The organism is Pyrococcus woesei (genome assembly GCF_050496105.1).
GTDB lineage: Archaea > Methanobacteriota_B > Thermococci > Thermococcales > Thermococcaceae > Pyrococcus > Pyrococcus furiosus.
Window position 1 is genome coordinate 636,443 of record NZ_CP179867.1, and the last position, 19,485, is coordinate 655,927.

The following is a 19,485-nucleotide window of genomic DNA, read 5'->3' on the forward strand; positions in this document are numbered from 1 at the left end:
TTCTGCAAAAGTTTATTAGCAGAAGTTCTGATATTCACTTCTGGTGATATAAGTGAAAATGAATTACAGATATCCCCCAAGATATGGTCCAGAATGGGGGAGTGGAGGGATATACGGCCTAAGGTTCCACAATGGAACGCTATACTTTACACTAGCCTTTGAAGGAGAAGCCCACTTCATAACAGAAGATTCTCACAAAATTTACGAGTTTGAGCTTGTAGGTCCAAGGCCCACTTCTGGGGGAGATACCTATAATGCAGTGGAAGTCGTTGATGAATACATATACTTTGGCGGTTGGGTTCATGCCCCAGCAAAGTACAGAGGAAAAGGGGAGGGGAAAGCTACAATTGACTTCTCTAACAAGTACTCTCACGTTCACGAATATGACACTGAAAACCAGGAAGTTAGGCTCGTGTGGAAGGAGTCAATTCACCATCCAAGCGAGTGGGCTGGTGAGGTTAGTGACATAATATATAACCCTTACACAGATGAACTTCTATTGGCTAGGGAAGATGGACATACAAACCTGGGAGTGTATTCTTTGAGTAGGAATGGAAGGATAAGACTTCTCAACGATAAGCCAAGTGCCAAAGGATGTCAAATGCATGATCTTGCATTCTTTGGAATAGGGAAGAATTACAGGAAGGGATTGGAGGAAATCCATGCCTTGGACATGATAACTGAAAGGTGGGAAGTGTTTCCATTAGGAGAAAGTTTGGACGGGGGTAAGTACATCCAACCTCACCTTGGGGCAATGGGTTCAGTAAATAATCGAGTATTTGCTTTTGTGAGAGGAGGAGTATTTGTTGGAAATCCACATAACGATGAACAATTCGCCTTTGTTAGATTGTTCGATTTCTATACATTCTATGCTCCGTTCAGGGTAAATGCCCTGCCAATTGGTGGTGGAATACTTGTGGGGTTCAATGCTCACCACGATGCCTATTATAGGCCCAGGACTCAGGAGGAAATGATTTACCATAGGTTTACAAATACAATCCCAGGGCCAAGTGTTTTAGTTTACTTTGCTCCTCCCATGGTCAAGATAGTTGGAGTGTTTGGAGCTAGGATTACCTCAATAGAAAAAGTTGATGGGAAAATATTGGTGGCTACAAACACAACTCCAAACGTTGGAGCATTGGATGCAACTCCCTTTGACACAGGGAACAAAGATATCTTTGTCCTTCCCGAAAAGATACTCCAAGAAAAACCACCTGCAGTTAGCTTCTCAGTTCCACTGGCTTTTCCAAGTGAAGGCAAGAGAATGGGGGCAGGGGTCTTTGGTGGGATTCCTTTGGATGGATACGATAATGCGAGACTTATAATTAAGGCTTCAAGGGACAACCGCCTAAAGGTTTACGAGTATGATTTGGCCCTTCCTCTTAGAGATGCAGACGTTGAGGAGTTCGACATTAAGAAGGGAAGAAACGTCATTGACCTTAGGACATTCTCTGGCATAGTTTCATTTGAGCTTGAGAGCGAGGACTTTAGTGGTGTTGCCAGGATAGAGCTCTGGTGATGTTGATGGAATTGCTTGTAGTGAAGGATAGAAGAATTGAGTATGATGGGTCAGCAATTAGAAGCCATTGGGCCTACAGAAACTTTGGCCTCCTGGGAAATTCTTTAGTTGTTTTTAGAGGAGGATGCAATGTAAAGATTGAGGAGATGGTTGACATTGAGGACCTAAGACTGCACAATGAAATTAAGAGTGATGACATGGTGCACTACATCATCGAGGTCTTTGACTTAGTTAACACTCTTTTTGCATCAACTCTCCAGAAGCTCTTCATAGCTAAACTTTGCGAAGTTCTTAATGAGTACGGGATTAAGACGGAGAGGAAGGGAGATGATATCTACGTTAACGGGAAAAAGCTTAGCATCTCAATCGCTACAATTTCTCCAGTCAGCGTGAAGATACATATTGGCATAAACGTTGAGGCTAAGGGGGTTCCAGAGGGTGTTGATGCAATAGGACTTAGGGAGCTTGGCATAACAGATATCGAAGAGTTTATGGAGAGAACTGGTAAGGCCATTGTTGAGGAGTTCAACAAGGTAAAAAAGGATAGTCTCAAGGTAAGGTGGGTTCAGTAGAGGAAGTATAGCGCTGAACCGACAAGGGGCACAGCAAGGTTGTCATCTATCCATGGCTGATATTCAGCGAGCATGAGTATGAATGCCCATCCCACTTTTTCTATTATATTTCCATCTAAGAATGCCACTGCAATTATGATGGCAGTTATTATATATCCCAAGCTTCCCGTCCAGTGTTTCTTGAGTTTCACATTGAAGCCGTTTCGTTTGAAGTAATAGTGTCTTATGATTCCAGTAACCCCATCGCTTATCGCCATGACGAGAAGTAGGGCAGATGCATAGTCTCTAGGGAATACAAATGTTATGAATGATGCCGAAAATGCAAAGAACACCTCTCCATAGTTTTGCTTTAACTGATACCAATTTAACTCTCTGTTTTTAACGTGAGCGAGTAGTTGGGCAATTCCAAAGAGAGCTGCCGCTGGACTAAAAATTTCTCTTGGAATTATTCCGTAGTAGAAGAATAACGCTGCGGGTATGATGCTAAGATGTATAAGCTTTCTATTTATCCATGCCCACTCTGGGCCGAGTTTCTTTGTTAAAGCTATCGTGAGTATTATGCAAGAGGCTCCAATTGTAACTCCTGCCACAGTCTCTAGCATGTATTTCCACCAAGAAATTAAAAGATGTGAAGCTTAAAAACTGTTTTTCTTAACTATAGGTTGTTGACCGTAACCTTAAAATGATGTTCTCCCAGCTACCTGTGGTGGTGAAAAATGGTTCACTGGGCTGACTACATGGCTGAAAAGATCATTAAGGAGAGAGGGGAGAAGGAGGAATATGTGGTTGAGAGTGGTATAACTCCCAGTGGTTACGTTCACGTAGGAAATTTTAGGGAGCTTTTCACTGCTTACATTGTTGGGCATGCATTGAGAGATAGAGGATACAATGTTAGACACATTCACATGTGGGATGATTATGATCGTTTTAGAAAAGTTCCCAAGAATGTTCCTCAGGAGTGGGAAGAGTACTTAGGAATGCCGGTTAGTGAAGTCCCTGACCCCTGGGGATGTCACGATAGCTATGCTGAGCATTTTATGGGATTATTTGAGGAAGAGGTTGCGAAGCTTGAGATGGATGTAGAGTTCTTGAGGGCTAGTGAGCTCTACAAGAAGGGGGAATATGCAGAGGAAATTAGGAAGGCCTTTGAGGCTAAGGGGAAGATAATGGCCATACTTAACAAATATAGGGAAGTTGCTAAGCAACCTCCTCTTCCAGAAAATTGGTGGCCTGCTATGGTGTATTGTCCAGAACACAGAAAGGAAAGTGAGATAATAGATTGGGATGGGGAGTGGGGAGTGAAGTATAGATGTCCTGAAGGTCATGAAGGGTGGACAGATATAAGGGATGGCAATGTAAAGCTTAGGTGGCGTGTTGATTGGCCAATGAGATGGGCACATTTTGGGGTTGATTTTGAGCCTGCAGGAAAAGATCACTTGGCTGCTGGTTCAAGCTATGATACGGGAAAAGAAATTATTAGGGAAGTCTATGGAAAAGAAGCCCCACTAACGTTAATGTATGAGTTCGTCGGAATTAAGGGACAGAAGGGAAAAATGAGCGGAAGTAAGGGTAACGTAATTCTATTATCTGACTTATATGAAGTCCTTGAACCTGGGCTTGTGAGGTTTATATATGCTAAGCACAGGCCAAACAAGGAGATAAGGATAGACCTTGGTCTAGGTCTTTTGAATTTGTACGACGAATTCGATAGGGTTGAGAGGATATACTTTGGAATTGAAAAAGGAAAGGGGGATGAAGAGGAGCTCAAGAGAACTTATGAACTCTCTGTCCCTAAAAAGCCAAAAAGGTTAGTAGCTCAAGCTCCATTTAGATTCTTAGCTGTACTCGTTCAATTGCCCCATCTCTCTATTGAGGATATAATTTTCACATTGGTAAAGCAGGGGCATGTTCCTGAGAATCTCACCCAAGAGGACATAGATAGAATTAAGCTTAGGATAAAACTGGCCAAAAATTGGGTTGAGAAGTATGCACCAGAAGAAGTTAAATTTAAGATTCTCAGCGTTCCTGGAGTTTCAGAAGTTGATCCAACTATTAGGGAAGCTATGCTTGAAGTTGCAGAGTGGCTCGAATCGCATGAAGACTTTGCCGTTGATGAGCTTAACAACATCCTATTTGAGGTTGCCAAGAAGAGGAATATTCCGAGCAAAGTGTGGTTTTCCACATTGTACAAACTATTCATAGGTAAAGATAGAGGGCCAAAGCTAGCTAATTTCTTAGCTGCATTGGATAGGGAGTTTGTAGTTAGAAGGCTTAGGTTAGAAGGGTGAATTTTATGTTGAATGTTGCGGGAATTGGGGTTGAAATTAGGGGAGATTTAGATGATGGGTTTGAGGATGCTTTTCTCTCCACTTTTTCTAAAAGATACTTACCAGATGTCTCCATGAGGAAAAGTACTGTTAATGTTGTAATTAAGAGAAGAAAGGGCAAATCATTTCGAGTTTTTGGAGCTTTGTATGATAATCATGGAGTTGATGAATACATCATAGAATCTCCACCCCCTAAAGCTTATGAAAATGAGTCCCCAGTGTTTTTCCTACTTCAGGCCGTTGCTAGGGCCGGTGCAAAACTTGGAAAGATATTTCTGACAGACTCTGCTTCCATTCTAAAGGATAACGAGGGGATACTGTTTTTGGGATATCCGCACAGTGGAAAGAGTACATTATCCTCCCTAGCTTTGGCTGAAGGCTTCCCAGTTCTTAGCACGGAAAATACAGTTGTGGAAGTCAGGAATGGAAAACTTTACATAACTGGTGGGACAAGTGTTCTTGTTTATGATCCTGTAATAGAGGAAATTTATGGAGTGAAACTTCCTTATGATGAAGTCACTAGAAGTGGGTATAGAATAAAGAGTGTTGAGGATCCAAAGAGAGCAGAGATTTTGGGAAAAGGAGTTAAGGTAAGTCTTATAGTGGTTCTTCACTCTGCCTTCAATTGTAAGGGATTTAGCTTTTCTGAAGTTAAGGGAAGAAAAGTACGCAAGACGTTATGGTATTTCGCAACTTCACTGGTTAAAGGGGTAGACTATTACGAACCAAGGCCTTTAGATCTTCCTATAACTCCGGAGATTTGGGAGGAGCTTGAAAATTTCCTGAATGCAGCAGGCTCAGTAAGGATTATTGAAGCGTTTGGCAACCATAGAGAAATCTTACTTGGGATTATAAACGATGAGGTATGAATATCCCCCTACCTTTTCTTCAGCTTCTTTTGTGAAGTAAAGTTTTGCCAATAGCTCAACACCTGTTTTTCCCCAGATGTTGAATTCTACTCTGAATTCGTCGTCTTCACTTTTGAATTCAATTGTGGCGATTCTCTCGGAGGTATCAGTGGTTATTCTGTTAACCCAATACTTCTCTCCTATAACTAATCTTTCTTTTAAATTTGGCAAGAGCTCCCTTAAATCGGTAAAATATATCAGAAATCTTCCTTCGGGTTTTATGACACGTTTAACTTCTTTGAACACTTGGTTGAGTTCAGATGGGGTAAAGTGGAATATGCTGTCTATAAAGATCACATAATCAAAACTGTTATTTTCAAATGGGAGGTTTTTTGCATCCCCTACAACGAAGTTAACTTTTGAACTCCTTTTTTCGGCATACCTTTTTGCAGCTTCTATCATCTCAGGGTTATTGTCAAGTCCTACTACATCAAACCCTAGATCCTCCAAAAAGAATGAGAACCCTCCCACTCCACAGGCCAAATCTAGAACCTTTCCTCTGTTCTTGTTCATATACTTTATTAAAATTGGTCCCAGAGTTTCAACTCTACCCTTGTATTCTTTAGATTCAATTTTTGTGTATGTAGGGAATGCTCTGTAGTATTCTTTGAATCCCATCGTAATGTAAATCTACCTAAAAGTATTTTAAACTTAAGGAATTACAATAATAGCGGAGTGATTATGATGGAGAATGATTTAAAAAAGTTAACGAAAGAAATTGTTGGACGACTTAAAAATAAGAGTGTCAAGGAACTTTTGAGCTATGCGATTTTTAATGAGGAAGAAGAGGCTAAGTTTTATGCAGATTTAGCTGAAAAGGTTAGCAGACCAAGTGTTAAGGCTCTTTTTAGGAGAATGAGTGAGGAGAGTAAAGTTCATGAGCTGCTACTAAGAAAGCTCTTTTCCAAATATTTCCCAGGGGAAGAGCCTGTAAAAGTTGATGTTCCTCCTGTTGAAGTTGTTCCATTCATATCAAAATTTGAGTCCATTGAAGATTACCTTGAGGGATTGAGATATTGTATGGAGAGTGAGCTATTCGCAAAAAGAACCTATGTATTGTTATCTCAAGTGGCAGAGAATGAAGGGGTTAGAATGGTAGCTAATGAGCTAGCCTCCATCGAGCAGAATCATTATGAGGAAATAAAAGCTGTATACGAGCTAGTTAAAACCTTTAGAGACAGAGAAATGTTGCCAGAATCTTTGAAGTCGGGAGCTTACCTGATAACTAACGAATCTGTGGGGAAATACTTGATTCTAGACCTTATAGATGAGAATAAAAAACTAAAACTATTTGTTAGGGAAAATCCTGAAATTTTTAGGAGACTAATTGGAGAAAATCCCAATGTAGAAATAACATGGATTGCAAAGGTAAATGCTCCGAATACTATATCTCCTACCGAAACACATGTTCTAAAGAAGGACATCGAAAGTTTCTTTGAAAAGGTGACAAAAGAAGGAAAGAAAGGAGTAGTCTTTATTCAGAACGTTGCTTATCTTGTTGCGAATTTGGGATTCAAAGAAACGGTTGACCTGCTTCTTCATGCCAAGGATTTGGCAGTCTATTATGGAGGTTACCTTATAATAACAGCAAATCCTGAAGTGTTCGAAAAAACAGAATGGGCACTTTTAAAGTTAGAGTTCGAGGTTTTGTTCTAGTATTTTCTCCAAATTCGAGTTTAGCCGAAAGAAATAAATTCCCAGTAGGGCACTATAGCTTGGTGATAGAATGGAGTTTAACATAATAATTGCTGGTGTTGGAGGGCAAGGGGGACTCACTCTTTCAAGGATAATCGGAAGTGCTGCAATGGTTGAGGGCTATAGGGTTAGAATTGGAGAAACCCTGGGAATGAGCCAACGCTATGGAAGTGTGCTAAGCTATCTCCGATTTGGTGATAGCGTGTATTCTCCTCTAATAGAAGAGGGAAAGGCCAACCTAATGTTGGCCCTTGAGCCTGTGGAAGCTCTTAGAAATGCGGCATTTTTAGGAAAGGGAAGTTATGCTATTGTGAATGCCTATCCCATCCACACAGCCACGACACTTGTTGGAAAGGAAAAATACCCTAGCCTGGAGGAAATAAAGGAAGCACTTGAAAAAATATGCAGAGTTGAAATGATGAACTTCCAAAAGGAGGCCGATTTAATAAATCCAAGAACTACTGGAGTTCTAATGCTCGGATATGCGCAGGGAAAGGGTCTTTTACCATTAAAAAAGGAAAGCATAATTGAAGGTATAAGGCTAACTTTAAGGGAAAAATTGTGGGAGATTAATTTTAAGGCGTTTGAAAGAGGAAGAGAGCTTGCTAAGCATGTTTGTTGTGATGTATAAAGAAGGTATAGAAGATTCCGGTTGCAAGGATGTAAAGGAGGGCTGTTGCATAGAATGGATAATTTAGGGATATTGCGAACAGGATCCCACCTATGTAGTTGCCCAGGGAGCGCATAAAAGTTGAAAATGCCCTTCTTATTCCAGCAGCTGTTGCTTTTTCCTCTGTTTTAAAGAATCCCATCATAAATGAGTCATTCACAGGCCAAACTATGTTCATAAGAATTGATCTCACGACATAGACTATTGCCGAAATTATAAAAGTGGGGATTGATGGAAAAATTAGAAATAACATCGCTGCACCCCATTGGAAATAAGTAATAACCTTTACTGGGCCTAATTTCTTAATGATCCCTGGAAGTACAAATGAGCCAAGTCCCATGATTAGTTGCTGACCAAAAAATATCCAGCTAATGCTTCTAATATCAACTCCAAATCTCACATTAAAGTATAAGCTCATGAAGGGTATTGTTATCCCCGCTCCTAGGCCAATAATTGCGCTCGGAAGGGAGAACTTCAGTATTTTAACTACCAATTCCCTTCTCCATTCTATAGCGGGTTTCTTTATTGGCACATCTTTTACAATAATTAATATTGGCAGAACTATTGCGAATTGAATTAATGCGAGAGCTACGACAGCTCTATAAGCAAGTTCACTGGGGAATCCTCTCTCTACTAGGTGGCCTGGGAGGTAACCGGCAACTAGAACGCCTAAAGAATTTGCAAGTGTTCCGAGACCAAATGAGTAGGAAAATATCTTATGTCTCTCTTCTTCGCTCGCTACTTTCTCACTTAAAAGTGCTGAATAATTTGGATCTCTGAGTCCCATATTTATCCCAACGAAAAAGAAACCCAGGGCTAAAACGTAGAAGTTAGGAGCTAAGACTTGGAGAGTTCTTCCAAGTGCCCCAAAGAGGAAAGCAATGATTAGTGATCTTTTGTGTCCTATCTTCAAACTTAGTTGTCCAGCAAGAAGAAAGAATATTCCCCCTGTTAGAGTCTGTATTGAGAAAAATGTTCCTATCTCAGTCATTCCATATCCTAATACTTTTAGATAGAAGGGCATTATGAACCAGGAAAATTGGAGAAACATCTGTCCAACTGCGTTTGCTATAATTAGCAATGGGGCATCTTTCTGCATGTGAGGATATGCATGTCAAAGCGTTTATAAGTTTATCGAATAGGAACTATATATACGGAGAGTAGTAGATTATAGATGGGGAATATCTATGGAGTTTAGAAAAATTCAGTTTACAGGAAGGAGTTCATACATAGTTTCCCTTCCCAAAGCATGGATAAGAGAGCATGGGCTGAAGCAGGGGGACTTAGTTTCCTTGGTTTTTAATCCAGATGGAAGCATAACAATATTCCCAGGGAAACCAAAGGAAGAAGAGGAAACTAAAACTATAGAGATCACAGAAAAATTTTCCCCGGATATGGCTATTAGGCTTGTAATCTCCGCATATATTCAGGGTTATGATACTATTGAGATAATTATTAATAAAGAGCTTCCGATATACAAGGTATACGTTAGAAAAATTCTTCAGAGCCTTCCTGGGGTTGAGATAATATCTGAGGAACCCCAAAAGATAGTTGCAAAAAGCTTGCTTGATGAAGAGGAGATAAGCTTTGGGGAGATTTTAAGTAGAATGAAGTCAATTATAATTTCAATGTTTGAGGATTTGTATGGGATTATAAACTCCCAGGAAGCCAGAGAAGAGTTGTTAAGAGATCTTAATGACTTGGAAAACGAACTTGATAGATTTTATTTCCTAATGATTAGAACTGTAAATAGAATACTCTTGAGGAAGGGAAGTTTTAAAGAAGAGACAATAATTAAAAGAACTTTTGATTTGATTGGAATTCTTCTGATAGCCAGAAACATTGAGAGGATTGGTGACCACATAATTAGAATAGCCGAAAATCCTGGGAAGATAGACGTTGGGTATCTAAAGGAGAAGTTTGTTCAAGTTATTAGAGAAATAGAGAGAAAAAACCTTGAAAGGTTAGACAAGCTGATGCTGGAGTTGAGTGAGGAGGCAAAGAAAATAAATTATAGAGAGTCAGTCGCCATGGACAGTTACAGAAGAATTCTGGAATACCTCGAAAACATAGGAGAGACTATAATCAATATGGCGATAAGTTAACGTTTCCATAACTTTTTTAACCTTTCAATTTTGTTAAATACGGGGAGGATGCATGGTAGCTATTATTGTCCATGGCGGAGCGGGAACAATTAGAAAAGAGGAGAGGATTCCAAAGATCATCGAGGGAGTTAGGGAGGCAGTTTTAACCGGTTGGAGAGAACTGAAAAAGGGTTCTGCCCTTGATGCTGTTGAAGAAGCCGTAAAAGTTCTTGAGGACAATCCTCTCTTTAATGCTGGTACAGGAAGCGTTTTGACCTTAGATGGAAAAGTAGAGATGGACGCTGCAATAATGAGAGGAAAAACATTGGATGCTGGTGCTGTTGCAGGGATATGGGGAGTGAAAAACCCAATTAGTGTGGCAAGAAAAGTTATGGAAAAGACTGATCATGTATTACTTATTGGAGAAGGAGCTGTTAAATTTGCAAGGCTAATGGGTTTTCCTGAATACGATCCCACAACAGAAGAGAGAAGAAAACAGTGGGAGGAGTTGAGGAAAAAACTACTTGAAACTGGAGAAATACGCCACTGGAAAAAGTTAAGTGAGCTTATAAAGGAATATCCAGAAGTCTTAAGGAGTACCGTAGGAGCTGTAGCCTTTGATGGGGAGGAGATAGTAGCTGGAACTTCAACTGGGGGAGTATTCCTTAAGATGTTTGGTAGGGTAGGGGATACTCCTATAATCGGGGCTGGAACGTATGCAAATGAGGTTGCTGGGGCTTCATGTACTGGTTTGGGGGAGGTTGCAATTAAGCTAAGCTTAGCGAAAACAGCAACTGACTTCGTAAGGCTCGGTTTGGATGCTCAAGCTGCAAGTGAAGCAGCAATAAGATTAGCTACAAAGTACTTTGGGCCTGATACAATGGGAATAATCATGGTTGACTCTAATGGGAATGTTGGCTTTGCTAAGAATACAAAACACATGAGTTACGCATTTATGAAGGAAGGCATGAAGGAACCGGAGGCAGGGGTGTAATGCTTAAAAGTCTTTGGTATCTAAACTTTTCCACACTATTCTTTTTCCTGGGGGTAAGCATACTTAACCCGTTAGTTTCCCCTTATGCCATAACATTAGGGGCCACTCCCGTCATAGTAGGAATCGTGGCTGGAACTGTTTCTATTGTTTCCCTCTCCTCAAAACCACTTGGTGGATACCTGGGAGATAGGGGTTTTAAGTTCCATGCAATGTTTATTGGAAACATAATTGGGATAATAGCTGTTCTTTTATACGTTCTATCTAATATTTTAGGAAATATATGGGTATTTGCCTTGGGCAGAGCAGTCCACGGTTTTGCAATGGGGATCTTCTTTCCCTCCTCTCTTGCATTAGCTGTCGACTTGGCACCTAAAGGGAGAGTGGGAGAATCGCTCGGCTGGAGAGGAATGATGTTTTCTCTAGGGAATATAGTGGGTCCCGGAATTGGAGGGTTTATATCTGATAATTTTGGATTTGTTAGTGCATTCATCTTCAGTGGAATATTCTCTTTTATTGGATCACTATTTGTTTTGATAGTATGGAGAGAAATAGGCAGTGTTAAGAGCGAAAAGGCATCAGAGAGAGGTAATTATAGAGAATTACTTAGGAGGTCATTTGTTTCGGCATCAGTTTCCCTATTTTTGATATCCATGGCTTATTCTGGTGTTGTAACTTATCTACCCGCTCTTTACAAGGTTTCTGGTTTTGGTCAGAGCGTGTTCGGGATGTACATGATGTTTGTGGGCATTGCAAGCTTTATAATGAGAGTTTTTGGAGGTAAGATTGCCGATATTAAGGGTCCAATTCCAGTTGCGAGAGTGGGAATATTAATTTTGGGATCTTCATACTTGGCATTGGCTTTTAATCAATATCCTCCATTCTCCTTTATAGTTGGAGTTGTATCTGGATTAGGATTTGGTCTCCTCATTCCTGCATTGCAATATATGGCATTGGCCAATCTCCCAGGAAACATTAGAACAATGGGTTCGAGCATTTATACGATGTTCTTTGACCTGGGAATGTTATCGGGGCAACTAGCCTTTGGAGTTGTTGCTGAAGTTAGAGGGTATGAGGGAATATTTCCCTTTATTGCTCTGCTCCCATTCGTGTCCCTTATAACTGTACATTTCCCATTATTAAGGAGGGAAGGAAATGAAGGTTAGAGTTTCATATGGAACGGCTATAGCCATGGGGCTAATTAAGGCCAAGATGCTCTCTAGCCCTACTACAGCTTATCTCATGACGTATCACAATGGGAGATGTCTTAATGATTGCAAATTTTGCCCCCAGGCTAGATCAAGTAAGGCAGATATAGAGAAGCTTTCCCGAATAACTTGGCCGGTTTTTGAACTTGAAGATGTTATTAAGAATTTTCATAGAGGAAATTTCTCTAGAATATGTCTTCAGACAGTAGATTACCCAGAACTAGTTGAAGATGTTCTTAAAATCACTGAAGCTTTGAGTGAGCTAGGCAAGCCAATCTCTATTTCAATAACTCCAGTTTCTAGAGGCACTCTGGAGGAGCTTAAAAGCAATGGTGTTGATTACATAGGGATAGGGCTTGATGCAGGGAGTAAAGAAGTTTATGAAAAGGTAAAGATTTCGAGATACTCCTGGGATGATATGTGGAAGTTTTTGGATGAAACAGTTAGAGTTTTTGGAAAGGGCAGGGGAGTTGTGCACCTAATAGTAGGACTTGGTGAGAAGGATATTGATTTGCTAAGGACCATAGAGGAGGTCTATTCTAGAGGGGGCAGTGTCTCTCTGTTTGCTTTCACTCCAATTAAGGGAACTGCTCTGGAGAAACTTTCCTCTCCACCAATAGAGAGATATAGGAAAATTCAGGCTGCTCACTACCTTATAAAGGCTGGAAGGGCTAAAGTTGAAGACTTTGAGTTTGATGACGCAGGTAATTTAATTAGAATCCCACATAAAGTCCCTTATACCGCATTTCTTACTCAAGGGTGTCCGTTCTGTAATAGGCCATATTATAACGAAAGGCCTGGAAGAGAACTATACAACTATCCTTCCATTGAGGTTCTTGTAGAGGATATGGAGAAAGGAAGGTTCACGGGTGTTTAAAATGGAAGTAGTTCCCATAGGGTATATAAGGAAGACAGACAGGGATGTTTTCATTGAGATTCTAGATGAGTTTTTGGAGGGACTAGAAGGGCTTGAAGAGGGAATGTGGATAAAGGTGATAGCTTGGCTACATAAAAGTGATACCTGGGAAAAGAGAAGAATACTTAAGGTTCATCCAAGAGGAGACAAAAGAAATCCCATAAGGGGAGTGTTCGCTACTCGCTCTCCTGTAAGGCCGAATCCTTTTGGTCTTTACACCGTTTTTATTGAAAAAATTGAAAGAAACAAGCTTTACATAAGTTGGATTGATGCATACGACAACACCCCAGTTCTTGATATCAGGCCTTTCGTTGAGAGGTTAGACTGTCCGGCGGATATCAATCTTGAGGAGTACGAATATTTGGGATCGTCGGGGAGAGTCGATGTGATGGTAAGAAGATCAGAGCATCTTGACGAATTAGAAGAAGTTAGTCCAGAGGAATATGTAGCAGCCATTCTAGAGATAAATGGGAGATCAGTACCTCTATCAGCTAGAGACATTTACAAATTGGCTAAACTATTAAATAAAATTCTTGAAGAGCTTCCTGTTGAGATAAAAGATAAACTGGGAATTTAGTCGAGTTCTTCTCCCTCTTCGTCCTCCTCTGCCTTAGATAGTTCTCTTAATTTGTCAATACCTGCCCCCACAGCTATTAAGATGTCTCCCTCTTTTATTACTTCGTCACTGGAAGGATTGTAGATGTACTTGTTCCCTCTCTTTATTGCGATTAGCCTGACTCCAATCTTTGAGGGAAGTTTAAGTTCTTTCAACTTCTTTCCAATAAGGATAGAGCCTGAGTGAACTGTTACTCGTCCAATCTCCTCCTCTACATCGTGCATTATTTTCCTTATTATGGGATGAGGCTCAACGTCCCTAAGAACTATGTCCGCTATCTCATATGCAGAATCACTAATCTGTTCATTAATGTTGGCCATTTCTATTACGCTTAGCATACTTTCTGGGTCTTCTAATTGCTTAGCTGCCTTCAGTGCGAGCTTCTTCACCTTTAATGTTAATTCGTCTACCTTTTCTTCTAGAAGGTAGACTTCTTCTGCTATTTCCTCACTATTGTACATTACTGATGAAAGTGCAAGGTCTATCATTAGTGAGGATATGTTTTTCATCTCAATTAGGCAGTTTCTAATTTCATCAAGCTCTTTCATTGCCAATCACCCTTATAACCCCTCTTCCAATTTCTTTTAGTTGGTCAATAGAGGTTCTTGTTCCTCTTCCAATCAATATATCTCCTGCTCTAATTCTGAAGTCTTTGTCTGGCCCAAATATCCATCTCTTCCCTCTCCTTGCTGCTATTATCCATACTCCAGTATTGGTAGCTAATTCTAGCTCTCCTAGGGTCCTTCCGACCAGAATAGAATCTGGAGACACTATAATCCTTCCTATAACCTCTTCTCCTTCTATTATTGCTTCCTTAATTACTGGATGAAGCTCGATTCCCTCGAGGACCATTTTAGCTAAATCTCCAGCGGCATTCGAAATGTCTTCTATGGCATTTGCTATTTGAAGAATTGAGATAATTTGCTCTGCTTCCTTAACGTTCCTTGCTGCAAGAACGGCATGACTCATTAGTTGATAATTTAACAGATCAATTCTTTCTTCAAGCTCAAGGACTTCTTCTGCCATTTCCTTGTCCCCAAATAGAACTGAAGCGTAGGCGAGGTCTATCATTAGTTCCACTGTATTTTTCATTTCTATAAAGAGTTCTTTAACGCTCTTAGGTTCGTATCTATATTCCTCGACTTCATCCATTTTCCTATTGTCCCTCCAGTTCTAAATTTAATTTAAAAGAAGAAATAAAGTTAACGGATTTTCTTTATCTTAGAGACAATCCACATTAAAATTGGTAGCACTATAAATGCCATTAGATCTCCAGTATCCCCAGCAAATGCGAGAACATCGGCGAAGTTCTTTACTCCCGCAAAGTATACTAAGGCAGGGGGAATTACTGTTAAGCTCCAGGCAAGGGGCTTTTTAAGCTTAAGGAATTCAATAGTATTACTCTGCTGGGCTAGAGAGATTCCAATATAACTTGTTGTTATTGCAAGTAAAGGAATTAAATTCCCAACTATCCACCCTATCTTTCCATATAACTCTTCTAGCCCCTGGGTTGCTATCTGTGGTGTATCTTTTCCAAATGTTAGGAGAAAAGTGCTCATAAATGTGGCATATATAGTAGCTGGTATTACGAATCCTAGGATAACTACTCTCTTAGTCTCTTTGTAACTTCCAAGAGATTTATAGATGTCTGGAATTATTGTATGACTGCCCAGTGCAAATATTGAAACACCTAGGATACTTAAAATTCCACTTGATTCAAAATATAGGCCATTCTCAAGCTTTACATAGGGAAGTAACATGATCGTTACGAGTATAAAGAGAGCTAGCATTATGTAACTGAGAATCAGCTCTGTCTTTCCACTCGCCTCTATTCCCTTATATACTATGATTGAGGCTAGGACCCAGAAGAGTAAAGCCCCTAATGTTTCATTAATTTTTAGAAGGCTTGAAATAACACTTCCCATTCCTGAAATATAAGCCAGTAAGGCTCCAAAGCTCATTAATGATATGCTGATATACATTAAAATTCCGCCCGTTCGTCCTAAAATTACTTGCGACATTGTACTCATTTGGGCTCCTTTCATTTTGGCTGAAAATTGCAGGACTATGAGGGCTGTTCCCATCATCAGCAATGTGACCCCAAGGAGAACTCCAATTGCCAGAATTAATCCTACTTTACTAGCAGCATAGGGAAGGCCTAGCACTCCAGCTCCTATTTGGGTTCCAATTAGGATAGCTAGGGCTTCTTTCTTGGTTATATGGGCTTTTTCTATTTTAATCGGAGTTGTCCTGATTCCTTTTATTCTTCTCACATTTTGTATTATGAATATCTTCTTTCTCCGCTGGGCTGAAATTCGGAGAAGGTAGTAACGGCCATGAGCTGTTGTAATTTTCTTTTTTTCAATATCTCCTGAGATGGGCAAGTTTTTCACCCATTATTTGAACAAATGTATACGTTTAAAATTCTTCTTAGACAAAAAAATAGAATTTACGAAAGAAATTCAATTACGTTAAGGATTTCACGATCTTTAGTAGGACTATGTAGTGCCATAGGGTAAAACTTATCGCTCCAATGAATTCTGGTATTGCCACCCCCTTGAATGTTTTCATTGATATAATTCCCAAAATCCATCCAACTACAAAAATTCCAACTGTAAGATGAAGAATAGTTTTGTTTCTTGCAAGTCCGATTCCTATTCCTGTAATAAGCATTCCTATACTTGTTGTTATGAAGAAGGCCCAGCTGACGTAGTAGTGGGGCGACATTCCCTCGGGAAATATTCCTATCAAAGCTAAGAATACTATTCCCAGAATGAAGATTACCCCTCCTATTCTTTCTATCTTTGTTGTTAAGTGTGAAAGCAGACCTATGCCGTAGTAAATTAGAAGTGCGGCAGTTATAACCAACGGAACGTTTAGTAACCAATTGTATTGCAGACCTATCTTTCCTAGATCACTTATTGCATTCTCTGTGAGCCTCCACCAGGATCTTTGGACGTAGATTGCAGATAAAATCCCCAAGTAAGCTATAATAGGGCCAATGACTCCAGCAAAGAATTGATCCTTCCTCATATTTTCACCTCCTTAGAATACTGAGTTTAGTCTACCTCCATCTACGGGAATCATTGCTCCATTTATGTAACTCCCAAATTCGCTTGAAAGGAATGCTACTAGATATCCTATTTCTTCTGGTTCTCCAAGTCTTCCCAGGGGAATGGGTTTCGCATAGTCTTGGAGGGCCTCTTCTAGACTCTTTCCTTCTCTTCTTGCTTTATCCTGGGCCAATTGAATGACTCTGTCGGTTCTTATTATTCCTGGCATAATTCCATTAACAGTTATGCCTTTCGGCCCTAGCTCCTTTGCCAAAGTTCTTACAAGTCCCGCAAGGGAAATTCTCACAACGTTGCTTAAGGCTATGTTTGGAATTGGCTCTTTAATCGCTACGCTCGTCGAGTATATTATCCTTCCAAACTTTTTCTTCTCCATTCCTGGGACTAGAGCCCTTGTAAGATACACTGCTGGGTATAATAGTAGCTTAACTGCCTCCTCCCAATCCTCCATTGTCATCTCCATGAAATATCCAGGTTTGGGGCCACCGGTGGAGTAAAAGAATATGTCTGGATCTCCTATATTTTCGATCTCTTTTACTGTCTTTTCTAAGTCCTCTCTCTTAGTTAAATCAGCCACGATGTACTCAACACTTACATCTGCAATTTCCTTTATTTTTTCTTTCGCCTTTTTTAGATTCTCTTCATTCCTGGAAAGAATTATCACATCTGCTCCAGCCATGGCAAGTACTTTAGCCACTCCAAATCCAATCCCCTTGCTTGAAGCCGTGGTAAATGCAAGCTTTCCAGATAAGTCTATCTTTAGCATGCCCTCACCCAATAGATAATTTGGGGAAAGCTTATTATAAAAATGTTTCAACGTTAATTAGATGAAAACTGTAGAACTGCTTGAATTAGAGGCCCGAAAATTTGAAGAGAGGGCAAATATCTTGGAAGATCACTTGGTTAAGTGGCAATCTTCTTTGGTCAAAAAATACGAAGATAAGCTCAAGCCGAGGCATGGTTATTCTCCTTATATAATCTTGGTTGTTTTAGTAGCCCAGATATCCATCATAGTGCTCCTTCAGGCAAGATTTGGGTTTTTGATTATTCCCAGGATGCTATACGGTTTGGTGGGCATATTGCTCTTAATTGTATTCATAATGGTAATTTTGAATCATTTCAACAATAAGGGAGAGGAGGAAGTTTCTATAATGGAGCGCATAAATTCCTATAGAAAAGTGGCAAAGTTGTATAAAAGGATAGGTGAGGCGATAACATCTAACAACCTTGAAGAAATTCAAAGGATTGCGGATGAACTTTTAGAGAACGTTGAACTTGCTAGGGCTGTTGAAACTGCTGGGGTAGGAGATCCGAAGGTCGTTGCATATGTCTTGTATGCATACATTAATAAGGATGCCTTAAGTAAAGAAGAAATTGAAGAGGCTATAACCGTTGCTCCAAGACCCCTGGGATATCTATTAAGGGAAGGTGAAGAGGAATGAGAATTGAGGTTCCATCCCGAGACCACATGAACGAACTTTCAAAAGCTCTCAGTAAAGCGGGGATCATGAACAGACCGAAAGAGGAAATGGACATTGCGATAAGCAACTCGATAGTTTTTAAAGATAAATTTTCCAAGCTAATGGAGCTTCCTTTCGAAGAAGTTCGGGAGAGACTTAGGGAGCTGGAAAGCCTCTATAAGGTTTTTATTGAAATGCTAAAAGAGAAGGAGTTATCTTTTGAGGAAATAGATGAAGAATATGTTGAGATTCTCGAGGCTCTTGAGAATGCTAATGCCATAGAAATCGTTGGAGAGAAATTAAAGCTTGCTAAAGACGTTCCTCTTGAGGATCTGGAATTTGAAGTTAGTATTCCCTTGGAAGATATATACGAGAGAGTGGAAGAGTTCGAAAAAGCAGGTGGAAAGTTAGTTACGGAGGTTCTTCTTTCCAAGAAATATTATGTTGAGGTTATGGAGGTGGACTTTGAGGCAATCCAAAAAGCCCTTGAAATTGCAGAGGATTACACTGAGGATGATATTATTACCAAAGCTACCCTGGAGGGCCTTGCTAGGAGCACATTGGCTGAGCTAATATTAAACATAGCTAAGGAGGTTAACAGAAAGAATGAACTGCTTGATATATTGCTTGCTCTAGAACCTGTGTCCTTAGAAGGGGAAAAGTCTGAGATGAGAATATACTTTGAAAGGGACGCAGTTGAGGACTTTCTAAAAGAGTTGCAGACCTTGGGATATATAAAAGTTAAAGGGAATAGAATATGGTTTTACTAGCGGGACTTTGGAAGGTGTGGCAATAGCCAGCTTAGAAATCCGTCTAAGCTCCTAGTTTGAATATAAACGTCCCCTGTCCCTCTAAACTCAAAAACAAGTCCCTCTCCACCAAATAAAGTACTCTTTAGCCCACCAATTGTTTTAATTGTGAAGTCTAGTCCTTCAGTAAAGGCGACTAAATGGCCTGTATCTACTATTAGGCTTTCTCCCTTTAAGGACACCTTTTGTATTCCACCGTAACTTGAGAGAAATGCAATGCCCTCTCCCCTTAACTCCAGTAGGAATAACCCTTCTCTACCCATAAATGTCTTCATACCTCCAAGTTTCACGTCAATGTCAATATTTTCTGAAGCTGCAATGAAAGCTCCGCTTTGGGCGTATATCTTTCCATTTACCTCCAATCCAATTATGTCTCCAGGATAACCTGGAGCAAATCCCACTTTCCCCGGGCCTTTAAAGATGTTTACAAAGAAGCTTTCTCCTCCTAGAATAGACCTCTTAAGCGCTCCTAAGATTCCCCCCTTGGCCTTGGTTTCTATTTCCACTGTTGGGTCCATGAACACCATTGCTCCTGCTTCTGCTTGAATTTTTTCTCCTGCATCTAGCTCGACCTCTAAAAGAGAAAAGCTTGGCTTATGTTCTATTTTATATTTCATGGACTATCCCCACAAAAGTTGG

General features: G+C 40.1%; 22 protein-coding genes. 13 read left to right on the forward strand and 9 right to left on the reverse strand.

Annotation, left to right across the window (positions count from 1 at the left end; all coding sequences use genetic code 11):
• Positions 1-58: 58 nt before the first annotated feature.
• Together ACMFNG_RS03615 and ACMFNG_RS03620 are read left to right on the forward strand one after the other, a co-directional pair.
• The gene (locus ACMFNG_RS03615; RefSeq protein ID WP_048192932.1) at positions 59-1,519 is read left to right on the forward strand and encodes a DUF2139 domain-containing protein; all 1,461 of its coding nucleotides are present in this window, start codon (positions 59-61) and stop codon (positions 1,517-1,519) included.
• Between the two features lie 5 nt (positions 1,520-1,524).
• The gene (locus ACMFNG_RS03620) at positions 1,525-2,091 is read left to right on the forward strand and encodes a DUF366 family protein (RefSeq protein ID WP_014835462.1); all 567 of its coding nucleotides are present in this window, start codon (positions 1,525-1,527) and stop codon (positions 2,089-2,091) included.
• Here ACMFNG_RS03620 and ACMFNG_RS03625 read toward each other — a convergent pair.
• The gene (locus tag ACMFNG_RS03625) at positions 2,085-2,693 is read right to left on the reverse strand and encodes a membrane protein (RefSeq protein ID WP_011011247.1); all 609 of its coding nucleotides are present in this window, start codon (positions 2,691-2,693) and stop codon (positions 2,085-2,087) included. The genes ACMFNG_RS03620 and ACMFNG_RS03625 overlap by 7 nt on opposite strands.
• Positions 2,694-2,807: 114 nt before the next feature.
• On the opposite strand from ACMFNG_RS03625, the gene lysS reads away from it, so the two are divergent.
• Together lysS and ACMFNG_RS03635 are read left to right on the forward strand one after the other, a co-directional pair.
• Positions 2,808-4,379 (forward strand): lysine--tRNA ligase, encoded by a 1,572-nt coding sequence (gene lysS / locus ACMFNG_RS03630; protein WP_011011248.1) that lies wholly within the window; start codon positions 2,808-2,810, stop codon positions 4,377-4,379.
• A 5-nt stretch (positions 4,380-4,384) separates the two neighbouring features.
• A complete protein-coding gene (locus ACMFNG_RS03635) occupies positions 4,385-5,287 on the forward strand; it encodes a hypothetical protein (protein ID WP_011011249.1) in 903 nt (300 codons plus the stop codon).
• On the opposite strand, the gene ACMFNG_RS03640 is transcribed toward ACMFNG_RS03635, so the two are convergent.
• Positions 5,258-5,944: a class I SAM-dependent methyltransferase gene (locus tag ACMFNG_RS03640; RefSeq protein WP_011011250.1), complete on the reverse strand. Its 687-nt coding sequence runs from the start codon at positions 5,942-5,944 to the stop codon at positions 5,258-5,260. The two genes, ACMFNG_RS03635 and ACMFNG_RS03640, sit on opposite strands and share 30 nt — an antisense overlap.
• A gap of 66 nt (positions 5,945-6,010) precedes the next feature.
• Here ACMFNG_RS03640 and ACMFNG_RS03645 point away from each other — a divergent pair, with 66 nt between their 5' ends.
• Positions 6,011-6,982, forward strand: a complete 972-nt coding sequence (locus ACMFNG_RS03645) for a DUF835 domain-containing protein (RefSeq protein ID WP_011011251.1) — start codon at positions 6,011-6,013, stop codon at positions 6,980-6,982.
• Positions 6,983-7,052: 70 nt separating this feature from the next.
• Entirely contained in the window at positions 7,053-7,652 is a 600-nt protein-coding gene (locus tag ACMFNG_RS03650; protein ID WP_011011252.1) for an indolepyruvate oxidoreductase subunit beta, read from the forward strand.
• Here the strand turns inward: ACMFNG_RS03650 and ACMFNG_RS03655 are convergent.
• Positions 7,627-8,790: an MFS transporter gene (locus ACMFNG_RS03655; protein WP_011011253.1), complete on the reverse strand. Its 1,164-nt coding sequence runs from the start codon at positions 8,788-8,790 to the stop codon at positions 7,627-7,629. The genes ACMFNG_RS03650 and ACMFNG_RS03655 overlap by 26 nt on opposite strands.
• Positions 8,791-8,878: 88 nt before the next feature.
• Between ACMFNG_RS03655 and ACMFNG_RS03660 the strand changes: the two genes are divergently transcribed.
• From ACMFNG_RS03660 to tsaA, 5 genes are read left to right on the forward strand one after another with little or no spacing between them, the layout of a single operon-like run.
• The gene (locus tag ACMFNG_RS03660) at positions 8,879-9,796 is read left to right on the forward strand and encodes a phosphate signaling complex PhoU family protein (protein ID WP_011011254.1); all 918 of its coding nucleotides are present in this window, start codon (positions 8,879-8,881) and stop codon (positions 9,794-9,796) included.
• Positions 9,797-9,848: 52 nt separating this feature from the next.
• Entirely contained in the window at positions 9,849-10,769 is a 921-nt protein-coding gene (locus tag ACMFNG_RS03665; protein ID WP_011011255.1) for an isoaspartyl peptidase/L-asparaginase family protein, read from the forward strand.
• Positions 10,769-11,932, forward strand: coding sequence for an MFS transporter (locus ACMFNG_RS03670; protein ID WP_011011256.1), 1,164 nt, complete (start codon positions 10,769-10,771; stop codon positions 11,930-11,932). Before ACMFNG_RS03665 ends, ACMFNG_RS03670 begins: the two co-directional genes overlap by 1 nt.
• A complete protein-coding gene (locus ACMFNG_RS03675) occupies positions 11,922-12,851 on the forward strand; it encodes a radical SAM protein (protein WP_011011257.1) in 930 nt (309 codons plus the stop codon). Before ACMFNG_RS03670 ends, ACMFNG_RS03675 begins: the two co-directional genes overlap by 11 nt.
• A gap of 1 nt (position 12,852) precedes the next feature.
• Positions 12,853-13,467 (forward strand): tRNA (N6-threonylcarbamoyladenosine(37)-N6)-methyltransferase TrmO, encoded by a 615-nt coding sequence (gene tsaA, locus ACMFNG_RS03680; protein WP_011011258.1) that lies wholly within the window; start codon positions 12,853-12,855, stop codon positions 13,465-13,467.
• On the opposite strand, the gene ACMFNG_RS03685 is transcribed toward tsaA, so the two are convergent.
• The 5 genes from ACMFNG_RS03685 to ACMFNG_RS03705 form a co-directional block, all read right to left on the reverse strand.
• On the reverse strand, positions 13,464-14,054 hold the full coding sequence (locus tag ACMFNG_RS03685) for a potassium channel family protein (protein WP_011011259.1): 591 nt from the start codon (positions 14,052-14,054) through the stop codon (positions 13,464-13,466). The two genes, tsaA and ACMFNG_RS03685, sit on opposite strands and share 4 nt — an antisense overlap.
• The gene (locus tag ACMFNG_RS03690) at positions 14,041-14,658 is read right to left on the reverse strand and encodes a potassium channel family protein (protein WP_430515207.1); all 618 of its coding nucleotides are present in this window, start codon (positions 14,656-14,658) and stop codon (positions 14,041-14,043) included. The genes ACMFNG_RS03685 and ACMFNG_RS03690 overlap by 14 nt, the downstream gene beginning before the upstream one ends.
• A gap of 50 nt (positions 14,659-14,708) precedes the next feature.
• On the reverse strand, positions 14,709-15,890 hold the full coding sequence (locus ACMFNG_RS03695) for an aromatic amino acid transport family protein (RefSeq protein ID WP_430515258.1): 1,182 nt from the start codon (positions 15,888-15,890) through the stop codon (positions 14,709-14,711).
• An 82-nt stretch (positions 15,891-15,972) separates the two neighbouring features.
• Positions 15,973-16,539 (reverse strand): DUF998 domain-containing protein, encoded by a 567-nt coding sequence (locus tag ACMFNG_RS03700; RefSeq protein WP_430515208.1) that lies wholly within the window; start codon positions 16,537-16,539, stop codon positions 15,973-15,975.
• A 12-nt stretch (positions 16,540-16,551) separates the two neighbouring features.
• Positions 16,552-17,343 carry an SDR family oxidoreductase gene (locus tag ACMFNG_RS03705; RefSeq protein ID WP_430515209.1) on the reverse strand — a complete coding sequence of 264 codons (792 nt, stop codon included), beginning with the start codon at positions 17,341-17,343 and terminating at the stop codon, positions 16,552-16,554.
• A 61-nt stretch (positions 17,344-17,404) separates the two neighbouring features.
• Between ACMFNG_RS03705 and ACMFNG_RS03710 the strand changes: the two genes are divergently transcribed.
• Together ACMFNG_RS03710 and ACMFNG_RS03715 are read left to right on the forward strand one after the other, a co-directional pair.
• Positions 17,405-18,019 (forward strand): hypothetical protein, encoded by a 615-nt coding sequence (locus tag ACMFNG_RS03710; RefSeq protein ID WP_430515210.1) that lies wholly within the window; start codon positions 17,405-17,407, stop codon positions 18,017-18,019.
• Positions 18,016-18,807, forward strand: coding sequence for a hypothetical protein (locus tag ACMFNG_RS03715; protein WP_430515211.1), 792 nt, complete (start codon positions 18,016-18,018; stop codon positions 18,805-18,807). The genes ACMFNG_RS03710 and ACMFNG_RS03715 overlap by 4 nt, the downstream gene beginning before the upstream one ends.
• On the opposite strand, the gene ACMFNG_RS03720 is transcribed toward ACMFNG_RS03715, so the two are convergent.
• Positions 18,804-19,463 (reverse strand): TIGR00266 family protein, encoded by a 660-nt coding sequence (locus ACMFNG_RS03720; protein ID WP_430515212.1) that lies wholly within the window; start codon positions 19,461-19,463, stop codon positions 18,804-18,806. The two genes, ACMFNG_RS03715 and ACMFNG_RS03720, sit on opposite strands and share 4 nt — an antisense overlap.
• Positions 19,464-19,485 lie beyond the last annotated feature (22 nt).

Bases quoted from the DNA above. Each gene is read 5' to 3' on its own strand.
- ACMFNG_RS03625 (WP_011011247.1), bottom strand. From the start codon at position 2,693: ATGCTAGAGACTGTGGCAGGAGTTACAATTGGAGCCTCTTGCATAATA.
- ACMFNG_RS03615 (WP_048192932.1), top strand. From the start codon at position 59: ATGAATTACAGATATCCCCCAAGATATGGTCCAGAATGGGGGAGTGGA.
- ACMFNG_RS03705 (WP_430515209.1), bottom strand. From the start codon at position 17,343: ATGCTAAAGATAGACTTATCTGGAAAGCTTGCATTTACCACGGCTTCA.
- ACMFNG_RS03710 (WP_430515210.1), top strand. From the start codon at position 17,405: ATGAAAACTGTAGAACTGCTTGAATTAGAGGCCCGAAAATTTGAAGAG.
- ACMFNG_RS03720 (WP_430515212.1), bottom strand. From the start codon at position 19,463: ATGAAATATAAAATAGAACATAAGCCAAGCTTTTCTCTTTTAGAGGTC.
- tsaA (WP_011011258.1), top strand. From the start codon at position 12,853: ATGGAAGTAGTTCCCATAGGGTATATAAGGAAGACAGACAGGGATGTT.
- ACMFNG_RS03660 (WP_011011254.1), top strand. From the start codon at position 8,879: ATGGAGTTTAGAAAAATTCAGTTTACAGGAAGGAGTTCATACATAGTT.
- ACMFNG_RS03700 (WP_430515208.1), bottom strand. From the start codon at position 16,539: ATGAGGAAGGATCAATTCTTTGCTGGAGTCATTGGCCCTATTATAGCT.
- ACMFNG_RS03655 (WP_011011253.1), bottom strand. From the start codon at position 8,790: ATGCAGAAAGATGCCCCATTGCTAATTATAGCAAACGCAGTTGGACAG.
- ACMFNG_RS03620 (WP_014835462.1), top strand. From the start codon at position 1,525: ATGGAATTGCTTGTAGTGAAGGATAGAAGAATTGAGTATGATGGGTCA.
- ACMFNG_RS03640 (WP_011011250.1), bottom strand. From the start codon at position 5,944: ATGGGATTCAAAGAATACTACAGAGCATTCCCTACATACACAAAAATT.
- ACMFNG_RS03690 (WP_430515207.1), bottom strand. From the start codon at position 14,658: ATGGATGAAGTCGAGGAATATAGATACGAACCTAAGAGCGTTAAAGAA.
- ACMFNG_RS03685 (WP_011011259.1), bottom strand. From the start codon at position 14,054: ATGAAAGAGCTTGATGAAATTAGAAACTGCCTAATTGAGATGAAAAAC.
- ACMFNG_RS03665 (WP_011011255.1), top strand. From the start codon at position 9,849: ATGGTAGCTATTATTGTCCATGGCGGAGCGGGAACAATTAGAAAAGAG.
- lysS (WP_011011248.1), top strand. From the start codon at position 2,808: ATGGTTCACTGGGCTGACTACATGGCTGAAAAGATCATTAAGGAGAGA.
- ACMFNG_RS03670 (WP_011011256.1), top strand. From the start codon at position 10,769: ATGCTTAAAAGTCTTTGGTATCTAAACTTTTCCACACTATTCTTTTTC.
- ACMFNG_RS03675 (WP_011011257.1), top strand. From the start codon at position 11,922: ATGAAGGTTAGAGTTTCATATGGAACGGCTATAGCCATGGGGCTAATT.
- ACMFNG_RS03635 (WP_011011249.1), top strand. From the start codon at position 4,385: ATGTTGAATGTTGCGGGAATTGGGGTTGAAATTAGGGGAGATTTAGAT.
- ACMFNG_RS03650 (WP_011011252.1), top strand. From the start codon at position 7,053: ATGGAGTTTAACATAATAATTGCTGGTGTTGGAGGGCAAGGGGGACTC.
- ACMFNG_RS03715 (WP_430515211.1), top strand. From the start codon at position 18,016: ATGAGAATTGAGGTTCCATCCCGAGACCACATGAACGAACTTTCAAAA.
- ACMFNG_RS03645 (WP_011011251.1), top strand. From the start codon at position 6,011: ATGGAGAATGATTTAAAAAAGTTAACGAAAGAAATTGTTGGACGACTT.